This is a genomic window from Candidatus Magnetaquiglobus sp. (genome assembly GCF_058402785.1).
Genome location: NZ_JBZVFG010000046.1, coordinates 7,773 through 30,727, shown reverse-complemented (window position 1 = coordinate 30,727; position 22,955 = coordinate 7,773). Strand labels below are relative to the sequence as shown.

At 63.5% G+C, this 22,955-nt stretch carries 16 protein-coding genes; 1 reads left to right on the top strand and 15 read right to left on the bottom strand.

Annotation, left to right across the window (positions count from 1 at the left end):
• Positions 1-133: 133 nt before the first annotated feature.
• The 6 genes from ACV4UY_RS13500 to prmA all read right to left on the bottom strand — a co-directional run bounded on the left by ACV4UY_RS13500 (position 134) and on the right by prmA (position 6,196).
• Complete coding sequence (locus tag ACV4UY_RS13500; protein WP_491608107.1) at positions 134-1,909, bottom strand: PilZ domain-containing protein; 1,776 nt, start codon at positions 1,907-1,909, stop codon at positions 134-136.
• Positions 1,910-1,936: 27 nt separating this feature from the next.
• The gene (locus ACV4UY_RS13495) at positions 1,937-2,539 is read right to left on the bottom strand and encodes a PilZ domain-containing protein (RefSeq protein WP_491608106.1); all 603 of its coding nucleotides are present in this window, start codon (positions 2,537-2,539) and stop codon (positions 1,937-1,939) included.
• A 20-nt stretch (positions 2,540-2,559) separates the two neighbouring features.
• The gene (locus tag ACV4UY_RS13490; protein WP_491608105.1) at positions 2,560-3,342 is read right to left on the bottom strand and encodes a hypothetical protein; all 783 of its coding nucleotides are present in this window, start codon (positions 3,340-3,342) and stop codon (positions 2,560-2,562) included.
• Between the two features lie 105 nt (positions 3,343-3,447).
• On the bottom strand, positions 3,448-4,200 hold the full coding sequence (locus ACV4UY_RS13485; RefSeq protein WP_491608104.1) for a motility protein A: 753 nt from the start codon (positions 4,198-4,200) through the stop codon (positions 3,448-3,450).
• Between the two features lie 83 nt (positions 4,201-4,283).
• The gene (mtnA, locus tag ACV4UY_RS13480; RefSeq protein ID WP_491608103.1) at positions 4,284-5,333 is read right to left on the bottom strand and encodes an S-methyl-5-thioribose-1-phosphate isomerase; all 1,050 of its coding nucleotides are present in this window, start codon (positions 5,331-5,333) and stop codon (positions 4,284-4,286) included.
• Positions 5,330-6,196 (bottom strand): 50S ribosomal protein L11 methyltransferase, encoded by an 867-nt coding sequence (gene prmA, locus ACV4UY_RS13475; protein WP_491608102.1) that lies wholly within the window; start codon positions 6,194-6,196, stop codon positions 5,330-5,332. The genes mtnA and prmA overlap by 4 nt, the downstream gene beginning before the upstream one ends.
• 182 nt (positions 6,197-6,378) lie before the next feature.
• Here prmA and mfd point away from each other — a divergent pair, with 182 nt between their 5' ends.
• Entirely contained in the window at positions 6,379-9,915 is a 3,537-nt protein-coding gene (mfd, locus tag ACV4UY_RS13470) for a transcription-repair coupling factor (RefSeq protein ID WP_491608101.1), read from the top strand.
• Positions 9,916-10,015: 100 nt separating this feature from the next.
• Here mfd and ACV4UY_RS13465 read toward each other — a convergent pair whose 3' ends face one another.
• From ACV4UY_RS13465 to ACV4UY_RS13425, 9 genes are all read right to left on the bottom strand, one after another.
• Positions 10,016-11,941, bottom strand: a complete 1,926-nt coding sequence (locus tag ACV4UY_RS13465; protein WP_491608100.1) for an ATP-binding protein — start codon at positions 11,939-11,941, stop codon at positions 10,016-10,018.
• A 211-nt stretch (positions 11,942-12,152) separates the two neighbouring features.
• Positions 12,153-12,953, bottom strand: a complete 801-nt coding sequence (gene phnD, locus ACV4UY_RS13460) for a phosphate/phosphite/phosphonate ABC transporter substrate-binding protein (RefSeq protein ID WP_491608099.1) — start codon at positions 12,951-12,953, stop codon at positions 12,153-12,155.
• 359 nt (positions 12,954-13,312) lie between these two features.
• Positions 13,313-14,842 (bottom strand): PfkB family carbohydrate kinase, encoded by a 1,530-nt coding sequence (locus tag ACV4UY_RS13455; RefSeq protein WP_491608098.1) that lies wholly within the window; start codon positions 14,840-14,842, stop codon positions 13,313-13,315.
• A 23-nt stretch (positions 14,843-14,865) separates the two neighbouring features.
• A complete protein-coding gene (locus tag ACV4UY_RS13450) occupies positions 14,866-15,879 on the bottom strand; it encodes a GDP-mannose 4,6-dehydratase (protein WP_491608097.1) in 1,014 nt (337 codons plus the stop codon).
• An 83-nt stretch (positions 15,880-15,962) separates the two neighbouring features.
• Positions 15,963-18,044 (bottom strand): alpha-ketoacid dehydrogenase subunit alpha/beta, encoded by a 2,082-nt coding sequence (locus ACV4UY_RS13445; RefSeq protein ID WP_491608096.1) that lies wholly within the window; start codon positions 18,042-18,044, stop codon positions 15,963-15,965.
• A 19-nt stretch (positions 18,045-18,063) separates the two neighbouring features.
• A complete protein-coding gene (locus ACV4UY_RS13440; RefSeq protein WP_491608095.1) occupies positions 18,064-19,161 on the bottom strand; it encodes a radical SAM protein in 1,098 nt (365 codons plus the stop codon).
• 359 nt (positions 19,162-19,520) lie between these two features.
• On the bottom strand, positions 19,521-20,756 hold the full coding sequence (locus ACV4UY_RS13435; protein WP_491608094.1) for an FkbM family methyltransferase: 1,236 nt from the start codon (positions 20,754-20,756) through the stop codon (positions 19,521-19,523).
• 129 nt (positions 20,757-20,885) lie between these two features.
• Positions 20,886-22,526 carry a phytoene desaturase family protein gene (locus ACV4UY_RS13430; RefSeq protein ID WP_491608093.1) on the bottom strand — a complete coding sequence of 547 codons (1,641 nt, stop codon included), beginning with the start codon at positions 22,524-22,526 and terminating at the stop codon, positions 20,886-20,888.
• A 117-nt stretch (positions 22,527-22,643) separates the two neighbouring features.
• Positions 22,644-22,955, bottom strand: a 312-nt coding sequence (locus tag ACV4UY_RS13425) for an SH3 domain-containing protein (RefSeq protein ID WP_491608092.1), incomplete at its 5' end; no start/stop codon positions are given.

The window sequence follows — 22,955 nt, the reverse complement described above, 5'->3', positions numbered from 1 at the left end:
TTATGATCTGGCTTGAATAGGGTTGATATTATTATTGAATGTCAACACGCCCTAGTAAAATATCACACAATAGTCCAATCGCCGTGCAGCATGGCAGCAATAGCAAGTGCAGGAGCAAACCGTTGCACCCCGGTCATGCCCCTCCTGACCGACGCCCCAGATCCTCGCGCTGACGGCGGACGATGTGGGCCTGCAACCGTTCCCGATGCAACGGCGACATGTGCTCAAAGGAACAGGCCACCCGCCGTCGCCCGAACTCATCCGGATCCTGCACCACCACGATGCGACCATACGACCAAAGGGTCTCGAATCCCTGCCCCTCGGGATCCACCGCCAGACGAATCTCGACCAGATCCCCCTTGTAGACCCGCTGTCGCAACGTGCGCCAACCCACTCCCGTGGCACTCAGGTTGACACCAAAAATCGCATCCCCGTCCGGGGTCACCTGCTTGGGGATATCCAACGTGGACAGATCGATCCCGGCCAGGGTGGCACGAATCCCCACCAGAGGTTCAACCAGCGACGGATCGGTGACGCGCAACCCCTCGACCCGCTTGTCGATCTGCCGCGCCACCTCGGTCAAGTCGCGCTCGGTGTTCAACAATGCCAACTTCTGCGCCACCGGATCCAACTGCGTTCTCAAAATGCGCAGATCCAGTTCGTCCTTGAAAAAGGCCAGCAATTGCGCCACGTCCGCGGCGCCAGGTGGACGCTTGATCAACTCCTTGAGAAGGATCGTGAACTGTCCCAGACAGAGCTGGAATCGGTTCTCCTCCTCTTCGGTGATCGCCTGACGAAAACGGTGATCCAGATACTCCCGAACCCACAAGGCAGGCCGCCGGGCACGACCATTCTGCTGGCGCATGGCCTTGAGCAGGGTATCGGCCTCGAACAACATCCGTTTCTGGGCCATCACCGCATCGCGCAACAAAAAGAGCTGACGTTCCTGAAAACAGGCCACCGCCTGGTCAAAACTCTTCAGGCTCATGATCTTCCAGGCCAACGGCAACTGGTCGTTGAGCCGGTAATCCTGACGTTTGGGCACCAGACCCGCGCGGTTGGCGGGATGATCGCTCAAATAAGCCGAAGCGCGATGGGGCTCGGCCTCGACGATCTCCTTGCCTTCGGCCAGCTTGCGCGCCATCCGGGCGTGACGATCCTCCTCGGGATGGACGGGTGGATGGGCCGGTTTGGCGGGGGTCGGGGCGTGCGGAAGGATCTCGCGGGGCAAGGCACCTTGCACCTGGGGCGTGATGTAATAGGCGGCGGTCTCGGGACGGGCCGGCATCACGAACTCCGGTTTCTCCGCCACCGGTCCGCGCACCGACGCGGAAAACGCCGGATCGGCGAATGCCGGGGAGACTTTCGGCGTAGTCGGGAGGGTGTTCTGGAACGATGCGATGGTTTCGAAACGGCACTCGACGCGGATGGCGGAACCGTTCCAGTCGCGACGCAACCGATGCACCCGACAATAGGTGTGCATCGGCATCGGTTGTTCGGCAAACAAAGAGAAGCGCAGCTCGACCCGATCGCCAACCGTCAGATCGGCCTCCTGGGTCCAAAAGGTCACGCCGTCGCCGGAATCGTGCCATTGCAACGGATGGGGCACGTAGCGATCATCACCAGGCTGGGCCTGTTCCACGACCCGGTTGAGCTTGGCGTTCAGAAATTCCAGGGCCAACAGCCGCGGCATCCGCGCCACGGACTCGATCCCGCCCGCATCCACGATCTCCCGCTCACGCTCCAGCAGCGCCTGGGTCTCCTCCCCGAAACCAGGATGCAGGGCCACCGGCACCGTCCGCGACCGCCGCGCGCGGGTGACCGCATCCAGCTCCACGGGCTGGATCTTGCGCCACCACAGCGGCACCTCGATCACATTGGATCCCACTCCAGGCGGTTTCCCGGCCATGCGCTGTCCCTCATTGCCACGAAAGGGTCAATAGCCGCTCTTGGCGCGCAACAGTTCGGACTGCCGCAAGAAAATGTGCTGAATCAACCGTTCGCGATCCGGGTCGAGGATCGGCTCGAAACGACAGGCGATCCGGGTCATCCCCCCGTCGCCGAGATCAAAGATCTTCATCACCCGCGCGAAACATTCGATGATGGTCAGGGTATCGACCGAAAGGGACAACCGCAACTCCACCACATCGCCCACCACCAGACCGGTCTCCTTGTCCTCGAAGGAGATGCCGCCACCGCTCAGGTTGACCGGGGTCAGGGTCATGGGGCGCTCCCCCTCGCTTGGATGAAAGAGACGGAGCAGCAGGTTGAGCTTCTGATCCAGACGAATCAGGACACGCGCCAGCTGGGGTTCGCTCTGCTCGAGTTTTTTGAGTGCCTCGGTGATGTCGAGCGCCGCGATGGCCTGATGGATGTCGTCGCTCTTGTGCGGAAAGGTACGATGCTGCTCGAAATAGGCCATCACCGCCCTGAAGCGCTCTTCATCGATCTTGCGCCACGCCAGGGGAAGGTGATCGTCCACCCGGACAAACTCCCGCTGTTGTTTCTGTTGCGCGGGTTGATTGGTCTGCTGCGCCATGCTGGCTCCTGAACACCGCTCTAATGGGAACCGCCGGGAGGAGATGCCTCGGGTTTCGGAGCCTGAACCGCGACGGACGGCTCCGTCTTTTCCGCCACGGGACGGATCTCGCGGGTCAAAAGGATCTCGATGCCCGCCGTTTTGCCCCGCTCGGTGGGCGTGGTTCCCAACACCTCGCCGGGCCGATGCCCGGACACCGCCAGACGGGTCGGGTCCATGCCACCCGCCACGAAAAACTCACCCAGGGCTGCGGCCTCGGCGGCGGTCAGGGCCCAGACGCTCCCCAACGCACCACCCGACCCGCTCTTTTCGCCGAAACTGTCGATACGCACCACATTGGGCATGCGGGAGAACTGCACCGCCAACTGCGTGAGAACCGGTCGCACCTCGTCACGCAGAGTCACCGTCCCCTCGGCAAACAGGGTGGATCGACCCATGCGGATCAAGAATCCTTCCTCGATGGGTCTGGCCTCCAGGGATTTGGCGTCCGCCAGACGACCCCGCATCGCCTCGAGTCGCTCCTTGATGCGCACCAGTTCCACGGCCTGGGTGAATTCGATCGCCTCGAGCAGGGTGCGGGAGCCCCCCCCCTGTACGTCCTCGAAGGAGAACGCCATGGCATCCAATCCCAGGGAGACGCGCACCGACGACAGGGCGGCGGCCATGCGTGCCGGATCCGGTCGGGACATGGCGAGCAGCATGATGCACACCCCCAGCAGCACGGCCAGCGTACTCGCCAGAGGCATCATCCACCCCGGCCCCCGGGGCGTCACCGTGGAACCCATCTCATCCGTGTCCGTCATGACACCTTCCTGAAAACGTAACGATTCAGGACCCCTGCATTGGGCGGGGTCCAGGGGACCATGGACCCTTGATAAGGGAACGACGCATCCCGTGATGGGTGCGGTTTAATCGATCTTGCGTGCCGTGGGCGGCAGAACCGCGATCAGGGATTGCATCAGCATGCGAGGGTTGACCCCCTTTTGAATGCTGATCATGCCATCGATGATCACCTGACGGACCATCTGCTCCTCCTCGCTGTAGGCCACCAGCTTGTAGGAGACCGGAATCGCCACCAGATTGGCGATCAGGATGCCGTAGAAGGTGCTGACCAGGGCCGTGGCCAGTCCGGGTCCGATGGCGGCGGGGTCCTCCATGTGACCGAGCATCTGCGCCAGACCGATCAGGGTGCCGAGGAGTCCGAAGGCGGGGGCCGCCTCGGCGATCCCCTCGAAGATCCCCACGCCGTTGCGGTGGCGATCCTTTTGACAGCTCAACTCCTTGGCGAGAATCTTCTCCAGAAAGGCCGGATCCGCGCCATCGACGCAGTGGTTGATCGCCTTTTGCAGGAACTCGTCGTCGGACTTGACCTTTTCCAGGGCGAGGATGCCATCCTTGCGGGCGATCTGCGACATCTCGACGATCTGCTTGATGATCTTGTGGATGTCGTGGGACTTGACGAAAAAGGCCTTCATCAGGATGCTGAAGGCGCCAAACACTTCGCTCATGCGATGACGGATGAACAGCGAGGCGATGGTCCCGCCAAAAACGATCAGGATGCTGGGGATGTCCACGAACATGCCCAGTTGGCCACCCATCAGGATGGCGCCGAACATCAGCACCAACCCGAACACGAAGCCGATTATCGTTGCGAAATCCATGGCGCCGGTATCCTGTCAGATCATTCGTATCAATGAAAATCACGCAAGAGATGTTCCAATTCTCATCGCGAAGCCGCGATCTGTCAAGCCTTGAGCACCGCGCGCATGCGGATGGCATCCGGCGCGTGGACCACCCCCCGTTCGGTGACCAGCGCGGTCACCAGTTCCGCCGGGGTGACATCGAAGGCGGGATTGAACACCTTGACCCCTTCGGCGGCGATGCGCATGCCGCGTACATGGGTCACCTCGTCGGCGGGACGCTCCTCGATGGGGATCTCCAGGCCGGTCGGAGTCTTGAAATCGATGGTGGAGAGGGGACAGGCCACCAGGAACGGGATCGCGTGGCGTCGCGCCAGCACCGCATGGACATAGGTGCCGATCTTGTTGGCGGCATCGCCGTTGGCCGCCACCCGATCCGCGCCCACCACCACGGCATCGATCAGACCGCGACTCATGGCGTGTCCGGACATGGAGTCGGTGATCAGGGTCACCTCGAAGCCGTCCCGTTCGAGTTCCCAGGCGGTGAGGCGCGCCCCCTGCCAGAACGGCCGGGTCTCGGTGGCGAAAACGCGCACCTCTCCGAAGCGTTCGCGGGCGGCGCGGATCACCCCCAGGGCGGTGCCATATCCGGCGGTGGCCAGGGCGCCGGCGTTGCAGTGGGTCATGATGGTCAGAGGACGCCCCGAGGGCGGCGCGGGAAGAATCGCGGCCCCGGCTTCACCCATGGCCCGACACGAGGCGATATCCTCCGTGCGGATGGCTTCGGCTTCGCGCAGCAGTCGTTCCGGGAGATCGACCGGATCACCCGCCAGCAGGGGTTCGAGACGATCCAGGGCCCAGCCCAGATTGACCGCCGTGGGGCGCGCCTGACGCAGCAGCCGCATCCCCTCGGCCATGGCCTCGGGCCAGGAGGCGGGGGTTCCCGAGCCCGCCAGACGGAACGCCTCGACCGCCACCCCGAAAGCCGCCGCGCAGCCGATCGCCGGCGCACCGCGCACCACCATGGCGCGGATCGCCTCGGCCACCCCGGCGGCGGAGGTGAACTCCAGATGGCGCTCCTCGGTCGGCAACAGGCGTTGATCGAGCATGCGCACCTTGCCATCCTTCCAGACGGCCACGTCGAAAACGGTCATTCTCTCTCTCCGATCCTCAACAGCAACACCGCCCACTCCTCGATGAACAGGGATCGCTCCAGGCGCGCCCCCTCCCCTTCGAAGGCCAATTGGATTTCTCGCGCCTGTTCTCTCAAGATTCCGGAGAGAATCAACCCCCCTCCCGACGCCATGGCCGCCACCAGCCGCGCCGCGTTCTCGAGCAGCACCGAGGCCAGAATGTTGGCCACGCCGGTTTCGAACCTCCCCTCGGGCACGTCGGCCCGTTCGACCAGCTCCACCCGCCCGGCCACGCCATTGACCTCGGCATTGCGCCGCGCGGTCTCCACCGCCACCGGATCCAGATCGGTCCCCAACACCGATTCGGCCCCGAGCAGGGCCGCCCAGATCGCCAGGATCCCGGAACCGCTCCCCATGTCCAGCACCCGCCCCAACGGGCGCGTCGCGGCCAGATCTTCCAGAAGTTCCAGGCAGCCGCGGGTGGTGGCATGGGTGCCGCTGCCAAAGGCCATCTCCGGATCCATGCGGATCACCAGACGCTCCGGTTCATCTGCCGGCGGGGCCAGCCAGGAGGGGACGATCCACAACCGTTTTCCCACCTGCAACGGCTGATAATCCACCTTCCACGCCTCGGCCCAATCCGTGTCCGGCAGATCGCGCCACGCCACGGCCCCCCCATCAAGGGCCACATCGTGAGCGGCCAACGACAACCGCAAGCGGATCTCCAGATCGTCCCGATCCACGGTATCCTCGAAAAAACCGGTCACCAGCAACCGCTCGCCGGTCAAACCGGTCGAAACCCCCATGGATCCCTCGTCCGCCAGCCACTCGGCCACGGGCTCATCCCACGGGCGATCCACCATCACGCGCAATTCCCAGGTCATGCTTCGTTTCCGATCCCCTTGAAGTCCATTTTGGATTGCATCGTTTTTTTTGAACGCCCTGTCGTGAAAAAACATCGCGAACAGAGTTGACAGCGGATCTTATCTGATCCTAAATACACAATCAATTATTCGTCCGCCACACCGCGCCGAGTACCCGATACCATATCTTTCTTTAAAATCTCGTGAAACATCCCCTGCTCACGCCGCTCGTTCCCCTGATGGACCGTCGCGGCCCTCCCCACCCGCTTCTGGGCAATGCGCCCGGAGCCGCGCTCGCCTGGCTGGCGGTGGAGTGTACCCGACACATCCCCGGCCCGGTCGTGGTCGTCACCGGCAGCACGGGGCGCGCCGAGAGTCTCTATCGCGAAATGCTCTTTTTCGCCGATCAGCTCCAGCCTGCCCTCACACTCCTGCCGTTTCCCTCCTGGGAGACGCTCCCCTTCGAGCGGCTCTCCCCGTATGGACCGATCATGGGCGAGCGGATTCGCGCCCTGTTCCGCCTCACCCAGACCCTGGGCGGAGGACCGATCAGCGCCGGCGACGTGGCCGGACACACCCTGACCACCCTGATCACCACCCCGGCGGCGCTCATGCGACGCACCGTGCCCCATCGCCATCTGGCCAGCCACGGCTTTTCCGTGGCCAAGGGGGATCAACTCGACATCGCCGCCCTGCGACTCTTTTTCTCCTCGGCGGGGTATCGGGCCGTCGCTCAGGTGGAAGAACCAGGCGAATTCGCGATTCGCGGCGGCATCATCGACCTTTTCCCGCCCGGTCGCGAGGATCCGGTACGGCTGGAGCTGTTCGGTGACGAGGTGGAGACCCTGCGCCTCTTCGACCCCATCACCCAGCGATCCACCGACCGCATCCAGTCGGTGCAGGCGTTGCCGGTCAGCGAGGTGATCCTCACCGAGGAGACGATTCGCGACTTCCGCGCCTCCTTCCGCCAGGCCAACGGCATCGGCGCCGCCGAAGACGAACTCTACAAACAGATCTCCAAGGGCGAAAAAGCCCAGGGGATGGAGCAGTATCTCCCCTTCTTCTACAGCCCGGCGGAGAGTTTTTTCGACTATCTGCCACCCGATACCCTCTTCCTGCTCGACGGCGACGCCCTGGCCGAGGCGCGTCACTTCGAGGCCGAGGTCACCGAACGGCTCGCCCAACTCGATGCCGAAGGGAGCGGAGATCCATTCCACCCCGCGCCACCCCGCGAACTCTATCTGACCGCGGAGGAACTCACCGCCCAGCTCGACCGCTTCGCCACCTTCGCCATCTCTCCCCAGGCGGCACCAGGAGGGATTTCCCTCGGCTTCGATCCGGTCCCGCGTTTCATTCTCCCCCCGGATCCCGACCAACCCGAACCACCCCGACCGCCGCTGGATCTGGCCAGCGAGGCGATCCGGAAGGCCCAGTCGCAAGGGTTCCAGGTGTGCATCACCGCCGCCTCGATGGGACAACGGGAGCGACTGCGCGAACTCCTGGAGGATCACAAGATCCCCACCGGCATGATCGCCCACTGGCGCGAACTGGCCTCCCGCCCCGCCTCGCCCACCTGCTGGCTCGCGGTGGGCGATCTGGAATCCGGCTTCGTCCATGGCCGCATGGGGATCCTGCTGCTCACCGACAGCGCCATTTTCGGCATCAAGAGCAAACGCCGCAAAACCGATCCCCGCTACCTGGATCAACTCCTGGCCGGATTTGCCGACCTCAAGGAGATGGATCCGGTGGTCCACGCCGATCACGGCGTGGGTCGCTACGGCGGATTGCACTCCCTGGAGGTGGGCGGGATCAAGAACGATTTCCTGCTCATCCACTACGCCGGCACGGACAAGCTCTACGCTCCGGTGGAAAACCTCGACCGGGTGACCAAATACATCGGCGGCGAGGATATTCCCCTCGACAAGCTGGGCGGCGTCAAATGGGAAAAGACCCGCGAAAAGGCCAAACGCAAAATCCTGGAGATGGCCGAAGAGCTGGTGCGTCTCCAAGCCCAGCGCGAGGCCCATCAGGGGTTCGGCTTCACCCCCCACGATCCGCTGCTCGAAGAGTTCGCCGCCGGCTTCCCCTTCGAGGAGACCCCGGACCAGACCGCCGCCATCGAGGCGGTGCTGGCCGACATGGCCTCGGCGCGCCCCATGGACCGGCTGGTGTGCGGGGACGTGGGCTTCGGCAAGACCGAGGTCGCCCTGCGCGCCGCCTTCCGCGCGGTGATGGACGGCAAACAGGTGGCGGTGTTGACCCCCACCACCATCCTCACCCAACAACACTACGAAACCTTCCTGCGTCGGCTCGCCCCCTATCCGGTCACGGTGGAGATCCTCTCCCGCTTCCGCACCCCGGCGGAACAAAAATCCGCCATCGAGATGATCGCCCACGGCGGCGTGGATATCGTGGTCGGCACCCATCGGTTGTTGCAAAAGGACGTGATATTCAAGGATCTGGGGCTTCTGATCGTCGATGAAGAGCAGCGTTTCGGCGTGGTCCACAAAGAGCGCATCAAGCAGCTGCGCGCCACGGTGGATATCCTCACCCTCACCGCCACCCCCATCCCCCGCACCCTGCACATGGCCATGAGCGGCCTGCGGGACATCTCCATCATCGCCACCCCGCCGGTCAACCGGCTGGCGATCCGCACCTTCGTGTTGCCATTCGATCGCCAGAAGGTGCGCGAGGCGGTGCTGCGCGAGATCTATCGCGGTGGTCAGGTTTTTTTCGTCCACAACCGGGTGGAGGATATCGAAAAGATCGCCGCCGATCTGGCGGCACTGGTCCCCGAGGCCCGGATCGGCGTGGCCCATGGCCAGATGCGCGAAGGACGGCTGGAGAAGATCATGCTCTCCTTCTACCGTCAGGAGTTCAACCTGCTGGTCTGCACCACGATCATCGAGAACGGGGTGGACATCCCCACCGCCAACACCATCATCATCCACCGCGCCGACCGCTTCGGCCTGGCGCAACTCCATCAGCTGCGCGGACGGGTGGGCCGGTCGAAACACCGTGCCTATGCCTATCTGTTCATTCCCGACCCCCGCTCCCTCACCGAGGATGCCCTGCGCCGCCTGGAGGCGATCGAATCCATGGGCGAGCTGGGCGCCGGCTTCACCCTGGCCACCCACGACATGGAGATCCGCGGGGTAGGCAACATCCTCGGGGACGAGCAGTCCGGCCAGATCGAAGAGGTGGGGTTCGAGCTGTACAACCAGATGCTCAAGGAGGCGGTGGACGCCCTGCGCGCCGGCCACGGCCAAGCGCTCGCCGCGGAGAAGAAGGCCGAAGAGGAGTTCTCGCCGGTCATCAACCTGCACCTCTCCACCCACATCCCGGACGATTATGTCCCGGACGTGCGTCAGCGGCTCACGCTCTACAAACGCATCGCCACGCTGGAAACCGCCGACGACCTGCGCGAGATGCGCGCCGAACTGACCGATCGCTTCGGCCCCCTGCCGGACTCCACCTCCAACCTGTTGCGCGTGATGGGACTCAAGCAGGCCTGCCGGCGGATCAAGATCCTCAAGATCGACGCCGGCCCCAAGGGAGCCACGATCCAGTTCCACGCCCAGCCGCTGGTGAAACCGGAGGGGATCATTCAGCTTCTGCAAGAGGGCGGCGGCGCGATTCGCCTGAACCACGAAACCCAGACCTTGAGCATCAAGGAGCGCGCCTGGGAGGATTCCACCCGCCGCATCGACGAACTGTATGCCATCCTGGGCCGGTTGTGAGAGGGCAGGCCGGGTGAGGGAGCGGGCCGGGTTTGTATAGGCGGGCCGATTGTGAGGGAGCGGGCCGATTGTGAGGGAGCGGGCCGGTCGTTGCCCCGGCTCATCCGGCCATCATCGTCTGGCCACCCTCCCGCGACAGCGGGAAGCGCATCACGAACGCCGCGCCCTGGCCGGGATGGCCATGACAGACGATCGTCCCCTTCAAGGTCTGGGTGACGAGGTTGTAGACGATGTGCATCCCCAGACCGCTCCCTCCCTCTCCCTGCCGGGTGGTGAAGAAGGGTTCGAAAATCCGCTCCTCATCCTCCGTATCGATCCCCTTGCCGTCATCCCGATAGATCATCACCACCTCGTCGCCGGCCTGCACCGTGACATCGATCACGATCCGTCCCTCGTCGCGCCCCTCGAAGCCATGAGTCAGGGAGTTCATGACCAGATTGCTGACGATCTGGAAAAAGGCGCCCGGATCCCCATGCAGCACCAGATCATTCGGACAACGGATCTCCACCTGGTGTTTGGTCTTCTTGAGCCTGGGACGCAGACTGTGCATGATCTCGTGGAGATGGGCGCCGAGTTGCAGGGTGCGCATGTTTTCCACCGACTGGTCCACCGCCACCTGCTTGAAGCTGCGGATCAGTTGGGCGGCCCGGAGCAGATTGTTCTGAATCAATCCCGAGGCCTCGCGCACGATTTGCAGGAAATCGGACCAATCCTGGGGCTCCATCCGATTCTCGCCCTGTTTTTCCACCACCCGCGCGCCGCGCTCGTCCAGGAAGCTGGATGCCGTGAAGGCGATGCCCACCGGGGTGTTGATCTCGTGGGAGACCCCGGCCACCAGTCGGCCCAGGGCCGCCATCTTCTCCGACTGATAGAGCTGATCCCTGGCATCCCGCAATTTCTCCATCGAGGCGCGCAACTCAGAGGTACGCGACTCCACCCGATGCTCCAACTCCTCGTTGAGATGGCGCAGCGCCTCGGCATCGCGATGGCGCAGGATCAGACCTTCCAGGGTGCTGGCCACCGAGCGCAGAAACTGCCGCTCCTCCTCGACCACCGAATGGCCGGCCATCAGGTAGAGGGTGATCACCCCCAACACCGCGTCGCCATTCAAAATGGGCACGCAGTAGTGACCGTGATCGACCATGTTCGGCCAGCGGATTTCGTGGCGCGCGTCGCCAGAATGGGACAGGAAGAGCGTCTCGCGCGCCAACGCGGTGCGACCGCACAGACACTCCCCGAACCGGACGCTCCCGCACCGCTCCCGATGGGCCGGAGAGAGCCCCTGCCAGGCCACCATGCGCAAACTCCGTTGATCGCTGTCGGCGAGAAAAATCGCCCCCTTGGATTCGATGGCCAGCCAGGGAATGGAGAGCAGCTTGGCCAGGGACACGCGAAGCTGTTCATCGAGGGGCCGTGGGAGCAGGGTGATCCGCAACAGATCGTTGAGGGCCGCATGACTGCTGCCCAACCGTTCCGCCTCGTCCTCGGCCCGTTTGCGCCGGGTCACCTCGTCCTGCAAGGGCATGACCGCGGTGTGCCACAACACCCAGCGCAGGATCACTCCCAACATCACCAGGACCGCGATCGACAGGGCGGTCAGTTTGACGCTCAGCCGGAACACATCCTCCCGCGCCCGGCTGAAATTGCGCTCCACGGTGATCGTGAGAAGCAGTCGGTCTTCGTGACGCACCTGGTGGATGTAGGTACGGGTGCCCGGACCCCGTTCCGGGTTGTGATGGCGCACCAGTTCGAAGTTGTTGGCCGCCCTGGCGATCAGGGTGATGATGTCACGATCCTGTTCCGCCCAGCCCCGCAGTACCCGTTCCAGGGTGGCGTGATCGTGTTTCAGGATCGCCTCGTGGGCCATGGTGGCGATCAGGTTGAGGTTCTCCTCCATGCGCTCCTCGTGGATCATCTCCAGGTTGTCGCTCTGTTCCACGAGCACCACGCCGCCCTGGAGCACGAGAAACACGATCATCACCATGGAGAAGATCAACAGACCCGAGTATCGCCGCCAGGATTCCATTCGGCCCACCCTCCCACCCCTGGATCAAGAGGCCATTGTTTCTATTTTTGGCTCAGAGGCTGTTTGGCAAAGGCCAAACAGCCGACGCGGGCCATGAATGGCCCGCCCAATTGCGCAGCCATTTGAGAAGCACGAATCGTTTTTTTCGATTCGTGCAGGTTTGGTGAGGCCATGCATGGAATCACCAAACCGCCTCTCAGGGGGAGGCCATTCATGGAATCACCAAACCGCCTTTCAGGAGTTGTCGCAACGGATCGAACTCCCCATCCTCGGCGGCAACCAGGGCCGTGGCATCGGGATGGAATCGCTTGAGCGCCGCCATCCCCTCCGGGGTTTTATGCAGATCGAGCATGGCGGTGCGTACCTTCTCCACCCACTCCGGGGGTTGATGCCGTCCGGCCACGAAATGCAGATTGGGCACCGGCAGGGATTCGGCGATCACCCGCATGCCCCGATCGGCATACTGGTTGTAGATATCCTCCTTGACCCCGGCGGCATCGAACTGCCCCATCAGCACGGAGAGCACCACGTTCTGGTTGTTGCCGACAAAGGCGTGTTCCGCCAGATCCTTCAGGGTTACCCCGGCCTTGGTGAGCATCTGCATGGGCAGGGTATGGTTCATGGTGGAGCCGGGATCACCGAAGGCGAACCGTTTGCCTCTTAAATCCCCAAGCTCCCGAATCGGACTGTCGTTGCGCACGAAGATCACCCCGTGGTAGTGCTTGCTCCCTTTCAACTCCTCCATGGCCAGGATCGGATGGGGTCCGTACTTTTCGGTGAGTTGCAGATAGGGGACCGGACCGACATAGGCGATGTCGAACGCCTGCTTGCCGACCTCTTCCACGAGGGTGCGGAAGTCGGCGGGCACCTCGAGCCGTACCGGCTGCCCGAGGGCCCGTTCCAGATGGTGCAGCAAGGGTGTAAAGCGTTCGGTGAGTTCGATCGAGTTCAGGAGAGGAATCACCCCGAAGCGGACCATCGCTTCCTGGGCGGCCAAAAGGGGCGGGCTCATCCATGCTCCCAACACTGCGATCCCCACACCGATCCACCCACGCCATGCAGGTTTTGTCATGCTCACCTCCACGCTGGTTCCGGGTCATTTGCGTCCACGGGTCCGGGACAGTGTATATTGGAGTTATGGTTTCATTCAACATTTTTATTCAAGGCATGCCTTGAATCGTCTCATACCCTGGACCTCCCGAAGGGAGGTCCAGGGTAACGATGAGGTGAGGGGGTTCTCCCCATCCTGCAGGTTACAAATGAGAAAGTGATGTGACGGGAGGGAGAGGAGGATTGGCAGCTTTCAGGAAGGATTGTTCGGCAAGACGGATATTCGACAGAAGCGAACATCCGTCCTGGAAGCCTCCCGACTCACTTCAACAACGTATTGATATATTTGAACATTGATACCGGAGCGATGGATTCGCGGTTGCAGACGATCTGCACGTCCAACGCTGCCGCCACGCTGCCGATGAAGAGCGCCAGCTCCGGCTCGATGCCGCCACTTAACGACAGGCTGGCCAGGGAGAGAAAACTGTCCCCCGCCCCCACGCGATCGACGATGCGGGTGGAGAGGGCCGGAATGTGGAGCAGGCGCTCCGTTGTGCCATCCAGCCACAGGGCGCCGGCGGTCCCCTGGGTCACCGCGAACTGTTGGGCATGCACCTTGGCGCTGATGGCGCGCATCAGTCCATCCAGCGGATCGAAACGATTGTGGGCGGCCAGGCGCAGCTCCGGTTCGTTGACCGCCACGAAATCGGCGCGCGGATAGCGGGTGATCACATGATAGCCGCGATTGCCGCCGTTCACCTGGGTGTTGACCGCCAGATAACGGGCGTGGTCGCACAACGCCTGGACCATCCTGGCCGAGATCAACCCATTGCCGTAATCCGGCACCACCACCAGATCGAACGATCCGGCATTCTTGGCGATCCAGTCGCACGCCTCGGCCTCCCGCGTCTCGGAGAGGGGCTCCTCCTCGTAGAAATAGAGTTCGAACAGCTTGTTCATCGACCTGTCGATGAATCTTCTTTTCAGGAGTGTCGGCGCGGACTCAAATTCGTAAAAGACGGTCTCGATGTTCGGGGCCAGCTTGGAACGGATGAACGGGGCATAGGGGTCGTCCCGACCCACGCCGGAGAGCAGGGTCACCCGATCGACGAACCCGGCCAGATGGTTGGCCACCGCCATGGCCCCGCCCGCGAACAGCTCGTTGGACTCGTAGCGGGCGGCGATGACGTTCACCCCCTTGCCGGTCAGCCCCATCGGGGTGGTGGTGCAATACTCGTCGATGATCGCCTCGCCCACCACCAGCACCCGTTTGTCGCGCAACCCCTGGCACCGGGCGATGATGTCGTCGGCGCGGTAGCGGGCGCGAAAATCCTGCAAACAGGCTTTGGTCTCCGGGGTGAACACCTCGAAGTGGTTGTTGATGATGCCGCTGGAGCTGAACAAAATCTCCTCGGTGAAGCGCATCTCCCCGCCGTGGCTCTCCACCGCCCGCTGTTCCAGGGAGATGTTGCCGCTGATATCCTGTTCCGGATTCTTGTAGTCCTGACCCTTGACGTAGATCGAGGGGCGCACCGCGTGCAGCACCGGAATCGCGGTCGTGGCATGGTTGACCGCCACCCAGGTCACGCAATCCAGGGCCGCCAGGCTTTCGGCGCGCAGCGTATCCGGGAAGATCGGGCGTCCCGGTCCCTTGTTGACGAACGCATCGGCGGTGATCGTCACCACCAGAAGATCCCCGAACGAGCGGGCCATTTGCAAATGACGCACATGACCGGGGTGGATCAGATCGAACACCCCGTGGCACAACACCACCCGTTCGCCCTGCTCCCGACTCTGCCGGCTCTTCTCGGCCAACTCCTGCAACGTGATGATCTTCGTTTGGGTCGTCATCGCCAATCCGCCCGTTCTCGTGATTAAGGTTTATCCAGATATTTGAACCAGGTAGCCGTTGCCTGGGCAATGCTCTCCTTGTCCCACAACGGGGCATCGCGCCAGTTGTCGATCTCGGCGAGCATGTTGGTCACCCCGGTGGCGAAATCCACCGTCGGCTGCCAGCCGAGCTGGCGGGTGATCTTGTCGGTATCGGCCCAGGTGCAGTCCGGCTCGCCGGGTCGTTTGGGGATGAACACCACCTCCCCGCCCAGAAGCTCCACCAGATGGAGCACCGTCTGGGGCTTGCCGGCGCCGATGTTGTAGATCTCCCCCGGATGGTTCCCCTGGGCGGCCCGATAAAACGCTTGAGCCACGTCGGTGACGTAGACGAAATCCCGCGATTGGGCCCCATCCCCCACCACGGTATAGGGTTTGCCGGCCAGTTTCTGACGAAAGAACACCCCGAACACCGCGCCATAGGCTCCGGTGGTGCGCACCCTGGGACCATAGGCGTTGAAGATGCGCATGGCGTTCACCGGCATGCCGTACACCTGTCCCCAGTGCAGCACCGCCAGCTCGCCCAGATATTTGCTCAACGCATAGGGGTATTGGGGTCGGATCGGATGGGTTTCCGGGGTGGGGGTGTCGGCCAGGCCGTAGCAGGAGGAGGAGGCCGCGTAGACGAACCGTTTCAGGCTCCCCTCCCCGCCATGCCGGGTCGCCTCCAGAACCCGCACCGTGCCTTGCACGTTGGTCGCCAGGTAGTCGATGGGCTGTTCGATGGAAGGGACCAGATCGCCGATGCCGGCAAAGTGATACACCTCGTTCACCCCGCGAAAGCTCGGGTGATCCGGTTGCAGATCACGGATGTCCAACTTCTCCAGGCTCAGATCCGGGTTGTTGGCCGCGTGGGCGAGATTGGACTCCCGTCCGCCGCTCAGGTTGTCGATCACCCGCACCCGGTACCCTTCCCGCAGCAAAAGGTCGGTCATGTGGCTGCCGATGAAGCCGGCCCCACCGGTCACCACGGCGATGGGTTTTGGTATCGATGCCATCGATGATTCACTCCCTTGCAAAGATTCAAGACCTCATGGTTGCCGAATTCTGGCAACGAATTGCGACCGTTTTCATCCCCACCTCAAAACGGGCCGGTGAACTGGGCATTCGGCACATCCCGATTCCCCTGCCGATGCAAACGACCCAACACCGCCTCTTCGTTGGGACGCCGCTTGCGCCGCAACAACGGCAGAATCGCCCTGGCGATGCTCTCCGCATCCGGATCGTAATACCGCGCCAACACCGGCGAGGTGGGCAACGGATGGTCCGGATAGGCCACCCGCACCGGCGCCTTGTCGAGTTCCAGAAAGGATCGCTCCATCACCCGCGCCACCACCTCGGCACCCATGCCGCAACTGGTCCAACCGGTATCCGCCACCACCAGCCGACCGGTCTTGCGCACCGAAGCCAACACCGGCGCCAGATCCAACGGCTGTACCACCGACAGATCGATCACCTCGACCTCGATGTCGTGCCCGGCCAACACCTCGGCAGCCTTCAGAGCCTCCAGAACCATGTAGGAGTAGGCCGCCACCGTCACATCCCGCCCCTTGCGCACCAGTCGCGCCCGGTCCAACGCCAACCGATACGGCGCTTCCGGCACATCGCCCAACACCCCGTGCAACCAGCGATGCTCGATGAACAACACCGGATTGGGATCGTCGATGGCCGCCAACAACATCCCCTTGGCATCCCGCGCAGTCACCGGCATCACCACCTTCAACCCCGGAATGTGGCCGAACAACGCCTGAAGACTCTGGGCATGCTGCGGACCCTGGCCCCAGCCACGCCCGATGATGGTGCGCAACACCAACGGCACCGGTCGGTTGAACAGGTAATGCCACTTGGCCGCCACATTGGCCAATTGATCCAGGGCCAGATACAGAAAATCGATGCGCTGATGCACCATGACCGGTCGCATCCCGGCCAATGCCGCGCCGATGCACACCCCGGTCATCCCGTTCTCGGACAACGGCATGTCCATCACCCGCGCCGGACCGAACTCCTGAATCAGATCCTTCGTGGTGCCGAAAATTCCATGCGGTTCCGGCACCCCCTCGCCGATCAGAAACACCCGTTCGTCGGCGGCCAGCGCCTGGGCCGTGGCCTCGCGGATCGCCTGGGCGCACCGGATCAGACGCGGCGCGGCGCGGTTCTCCAACGTGGCCGGCCACTCCGGGGCCGGAGCGAACACCCCGTCACCACGCGTCTCGGGATCCGGGAACGGCGCGGCCCTGGCCCGCTCGAAGCCGGCATCCACCTCGGCCTGAACCTCGGCGCGCAAGGCGTCCAAGGCGGCACGCTCCACGCCCCGCTCGATCAGACGGGCCTCGGCAAGCCGCAACGGACACCGCTCGCGCCACGCCTCCATCGCCCCGGCGGGATGATACCCCAGATCCGAATCGTCGTCCGGTCCGCAATGCTGCACCATGCGGTAGGTGGCGAACTCCAGAAAGGCCGGCCCCTCCCCCGCCCGTGCCCGCGCCACCGCCGCGCCCGTGGCCGCCCACACCGCCTCCACATCGTTGCCATCCACCTGCCAGACCGCCAGACCGTGGGCCCTGGCGATGCCGTGGATGGACCGCTCCGGCTGCCGCTCCCCCACATGGGTGTAACAGGCGTACTGGTTGTTCTCGCACAAGAAAAGCACCGGGATGTTCTTCAATACCGCGAAGTTCATCACCTCGTGAACCACCCCCTCCTCGAAGCATCCGTCTCCGAAGAAGACCGCGCCGATGGTGTCGCTTCCGCGCCTCCGTTCCGCCCAGGCCACCCCCACCGCCAACGGCACCGTATCCCCCACGATCGGAGTCGCACCCAGAAAACCGGCCTCCTGGTCCACCAGATGCATCGATCCGCCCCGCCCCCGACAACAGCCGGTGCGGCGTCCGTACAGTTCGTCGAGAAACGGCTGCAACGCCCCACCCTTGGCCAGATAGTGACCATGGGAACGGTGCGCGCCGAACAACCCGTCCGCGCTGCGCAAATGCGCCCCCACGCCGCTGGCGATCGCCTCCTGTCCCAGACACAAATGGACCGGACAACGCATCAACTGTCCGTCCTCGCGATAACGACTGGCGATCCCCTCCTCGACCAGACGGATCAGGGTCATGTTCCGATGGATGGCCAGCAGGTCGGCGGTGGCAAGCGCGGTTTGATTCATGACGCAACCCGAGTGAAAATCAGATGAAATTGATGTGCGGCACGGATTGGGTGTCGATCGCGTGCAGATAACGGTTGATCTCGTCCATGCGGCAGTTGACCCGGCAGGCGGAGATGTCGAGTTCCTTCTGGATATACTCGAAACTCTTGCGCCGCGCCTCTCCCTCCCAGATCTCCTGGAAACTCTGCTCGTTGAGGTTGCCATACCCGAACCGCTCGTCCAACAAAAAGGCGCTGCACCCGAACACCCGACCATCCGCCATCACGAAGCCCCACAGAAACGGGGTGGCGTAACAGCGCTGATACCGCTCGGCGGAACTCATCTTGGCCATGGTGTGCCAACGGAAGATCAACGAAAACCGCTCGGTGTTCCAATGGGCAAGCGACTTCTCGATCCCCTCGAACCCCTCGTAGGAGAACCCCTCATACCGGCGCGTCTTGCTGAACAGATGCTGGGAGTAGGGTTTGACCACCAGATAATCCAGCCCGATCTCGTCCCGGCAGATCCGGGCCAGATCCTCGATCTCGTGCTGGTTCTCCTCCAAAAGAAGCATTTGCGCCCCGAGCACCACCTGCAACCCGTCGCGGCGCTTCTTCTCCACCATGGCGCGCATGTGCTCGATGGCCTTGGCGAAATCGCTCTCCCTGGTCTGGTGCAACGCCGCGTAGGTCGCGGCGGTACCGGCGTTGATCGACGCCTTGATCCAGGAGATCGACTCCAGGGTATCGATAAAACCAGGTGGCATCACCGTGGCATTGGTGGTGAAGGCCACGTCGATGCCCGCCTGTTTGGTCAGGGTGACGATGCGGGCCATCTCCTTGTGCAGCAACGGCTCCCCCTCGCCGGCATACATGATGCTCTTGACCCCGAGCCGTCCCATCTCCGGCAACCGCTTTTCGAGCAACCCCACGTCGATGCGCACCGACTGGTAGCCGACATAATCGACCGCACAAAAAACGCAACGGTGGTTGCAGGCCCCGACCGTGGCGATCTCCACGTAGATCGGATAGATCCCCTTGGCCTTCTCCCAATCCCCTCGATGGGCCAACACCCGCGCAGCCCGCTCCGGGTGATAGATCAATTTATGGCTGTCGATCCGATAGACATCGCGACTCATGGTCCATTCCATCCATCAGGCTGTCAAAAAACGGTCAATTCCCGCGGATCCGGCAACGTTTGCACGCCGGAAAGCCCTTCCAACCAAACCCTCTGGAAAGGCATTCAAGAAATGTTCCATTTCGATAACCTTCTTCAACCGTCGGGCAGATCCTCTTCCCCATGTCAACTCACAGGGAAAGAGGGCAAACACAGGCATGCGGGCGTGACGCGGGGATGGGAGACGGGCACGGATCGTTGACAGCGGGCATTTCTGACCGGGCGGGGGGTCAGGGAGGATCCTCCCTGACCGGTCGCATCGCTGGTGTGGACGGATCGGACGCGGGCGAAAATCCGGTTGCCGCGTGGTGTGGACGGATCTCAGCCGCGGGCGAAAATCCGGTTGCCGAGGCCGGAGCCGCGTGCGCCGACCAGGTGCCAACCCACGGTCGCGAGCAGCCGTTCGGCCTCGAGCACCTCCTCGTCCGCGCGCATCTCGATCAACAGGTGTTTCAGGCGCGGATCGGCCAGGGTGGCCATGGCCCCGCGCAACACTTTAAGCTCCGGGCCATCGACATCGATCTTCAAATGGGTCGGAAACGGCAGGAACGGGGCGGCGCGCACGAAATCATCCAGGGCATGGGCCACGCAGCCGGAAAAAAAGGTCTCGCCGGGAATCCCCTGGCGGTCATCGATGCCGCGATGCGACCAGCCGCCGCCGACAAAATAGGAGTTGCCGAAACGCAGCACGCCGGACACATCCGACAAGGCGATCGGAAAGGCCATGACCGACCCGCCCAGCCGGTTGAGATGGATGTTGGTGTTGAGTCGCGCCACGTTCAGAGGCGCGGGTTCGAAGGCCACGGCGCGCACCCCCGCATGCAGACTCACCGCGTGCAGGGCATAATAGCCGACATTGGCCCCCACATCGTACAACACGCTCTCCGGGGTGATGGTTTCATCCAGCCAGGCCACGGTCTCCGGCTCCGGAATCGCCACCTGACGCAACTCGCTCTCGTTGGCGATCGCCATCCGGAACGGGCGACCCGGCGTGGCGATCTCGACCGCCTCCTGAAAAACGACCGGCTCCAGGTCACGGGTCACCCGAGGCATGCCGTTGTGGTCGGTGGTGCGGAACTCCAAGGGCAGACGCATCGCGTTGAATCCGGCCAGATGGGCGGTCAACCGTTCCCCATCCAGAAGCATGGACAAGGCATCCGCGCGGGTCAGCCGTCCTTCCCGGATCGCCTCGGCCAGACAGGTCGCATGCCAGGGGCTCAACACCCCGAAATCGTGCCGCACCCGCAACGAAAAGGGCTCCGCACGCTCCACGGCGGCGAACAGTTCGTCCACCGCCTGCTGCTCCTCGTGCAGAAACGGTTTTTCGTCCGTGGCCCCGGAGAGGGATTCGAGCACCAGTTCCACCCGCTCCTCCAGGCTCATGAAGGGGGGGATCAGCCGCAGCTGGGTGATGGCGGCATCGATCTCCGCCTCGGCGACCGTCCGCCCGAAGACCAGCTCCAGACCGGCGCGAATCCCGGCGCGCTCCACCGCCCGTCCCTCGTCCAGCGCCCGCAACGCCGCGCGCACATAACCGGTCAACACCTCGATTTCCATCGTGCTTGCACCCTCTCCCAACATGCGACTAAGCCGGGGACCTCGCGGTCCCCCGTCCCTGCAACAGTGGGGGTCCTGAACAGGTACCTGGTTGCATTGGAACGTTCGTCGAAGGCCGAATGGGAACCATCATACCCCACGCTTCAACGCCTTGAAAGTCATCTCTGCGGCCACGGTCCCGGTGAGGATCGCCTTGCTGTAGCCCGGCCCGAAAGCAAACGACGAGGCCAGCAGCAACCCGTCGAGGCCGGTCTGGCAACCGCGCTGGAAGGCCGAACCGCTCCGGTTGGCCACGCCCGGATCCCCGAAGCCATGGACCCCGCCCAGCGGATCGTTCAAATAGTTGCGCACCGTGCGCGGCGTGGCCATCTCCTTGTAGACGACGCTCCCGGCGATCCCCGGAAAGGCCCGATCCAGGGCCGCGATCAGGGCCTCGAGCCAACCGGCCTTGTGGGCCTGGTAGGCCGCCTCGTCGGTAGGCCAGTTGCTCAAACGGTCGATCCAGTTCATCAGCCCCAGGCACTGCCCGCGCGCGCCGCTCATCTCGCCGAGCTGGCTGTAATCACAAAACAAGAAAGGCGCCTCGCGACTGCCGGGGGACAGACCCATGAGGGTGGCGCTCTCCGGCATCTTCTGCATGCTGTCCATCCACTCGGGAAAGATGAACTGGGCATACTCCCCCACTCCAAAGCGGCTGGGCGGTCCATCGAATCCGAGATAGATCGTCCAGTTGGAAAGATCCGCCGACAACCCCTCGTAGGGCCGATAGAACCGCCCCCGCAACGCCTCGGGCAGAAGGTCGCGCATCACCCGTGGCGTGGCGTTGCCCAGCACCATCCGGGCACGGCTCTCCCGCGGATCGGGCTGACTCGCCTCCCGGCCCGATCCGATGATCCCGGCCTTGCGATGCGCCACCCCCACCACCCGCTCCCCCTCGATCAGAAGATGACTCACCTCGCGGCGCGTCCAGGCCTCGCCGCCATGCGCCCGGATGATCCCCACCAACTGGTCGCTCAACCGTTGCGAACCGCCGCTGATGTAATGGGCGCCGTAGTGATAGGAGGCCTGGGAGAGCGAAAAATCGAACAACGAGATCAGATCCAGGCTCTCGGTGAAAAATTGCAGATTGGCGCACAACGCGAACTGGATCGCCTCGTCGGCCCCGAACAGGGTGGTGAGAAAACGGCGCATGGAGATCTTTTGCGCCGCATTCAGGGTGTCGAGCTGCTGTTGCGGGGTGGCCGGTGACGGCGGAATCCCGGCAGACTCCAACAGGGCGGTCTGAATGTCGGCCAGATCGCTCAAGGGTGTCTGGCCCCATTTGAGCTGCTGGATGTAGTTCTGGTTGCGGGTGTTGCGCAGATGCCGGATCGTGGAAAAGTAGGTGCGAATCCCCTTTTCGTGGTGTGGAAAACGGTTCGTGACCGCCTCGATGGCGGCGTCATGGCCGCGCGGCAGGCGGAAATCGCCCTTCAACAGGGGATGGCGTAAATGATAGAACGTTTCCGATGTGGCCACCGGGACCGTCTCGAGCAGTCCGAGCTTGGCGAACAACGGGGTCTTGAAGTCCTGGGGGTCCAGCCCGTCCAGCATGCACAGGCTGGCTTCGACCTGGAGGTCACGGCGTTTGAAGGTGGTGGCCGCGCCACCGAATTTGTCGTGTCGCTCGAGCACCTGCACGCGGCGACCGCCCTGAGCCAGCAACGCGCCGGCCACCAGGCCGCCAAGACCGGCGCCAACGATGATCGCATCGAAAGAGGAGGAGGACATGGGGGACTCCGGAGGTTGAAGGTGCCATCACGATCGCGGGGGGCCGGGCGATCCGGAAGGGTCCAAACGAAAACGTATCGCCCCGCCAGGTCGCCAGACGGCGGCGGGCATTCCGCGTCACTCCACCGGTTTCACCATGGCCGCCGCCACCCAGGCGCCACCCTCCAACCGCAGCCAATGTCCGTCCTGGCTCCGCTCCACCACGTTCATCACGGTGCCGACCGGAACCGACCGAACCACCTTGGCACGCATCCCGGGCCTGGCGCGCAAACGGACATCCTGGACCGCGACAACCTGCTCCTGCTCCGACACGGCTTCATCCACCAGGCGCGACGCTGGCGCCACCGGCTCTTCCGAACGCTTCTCCGGGGTCGCCGGGGTCGCCGGGGTCGCCGGGGTCGCCGGGGTCGCCGGGGTCGCCGGGGTCGC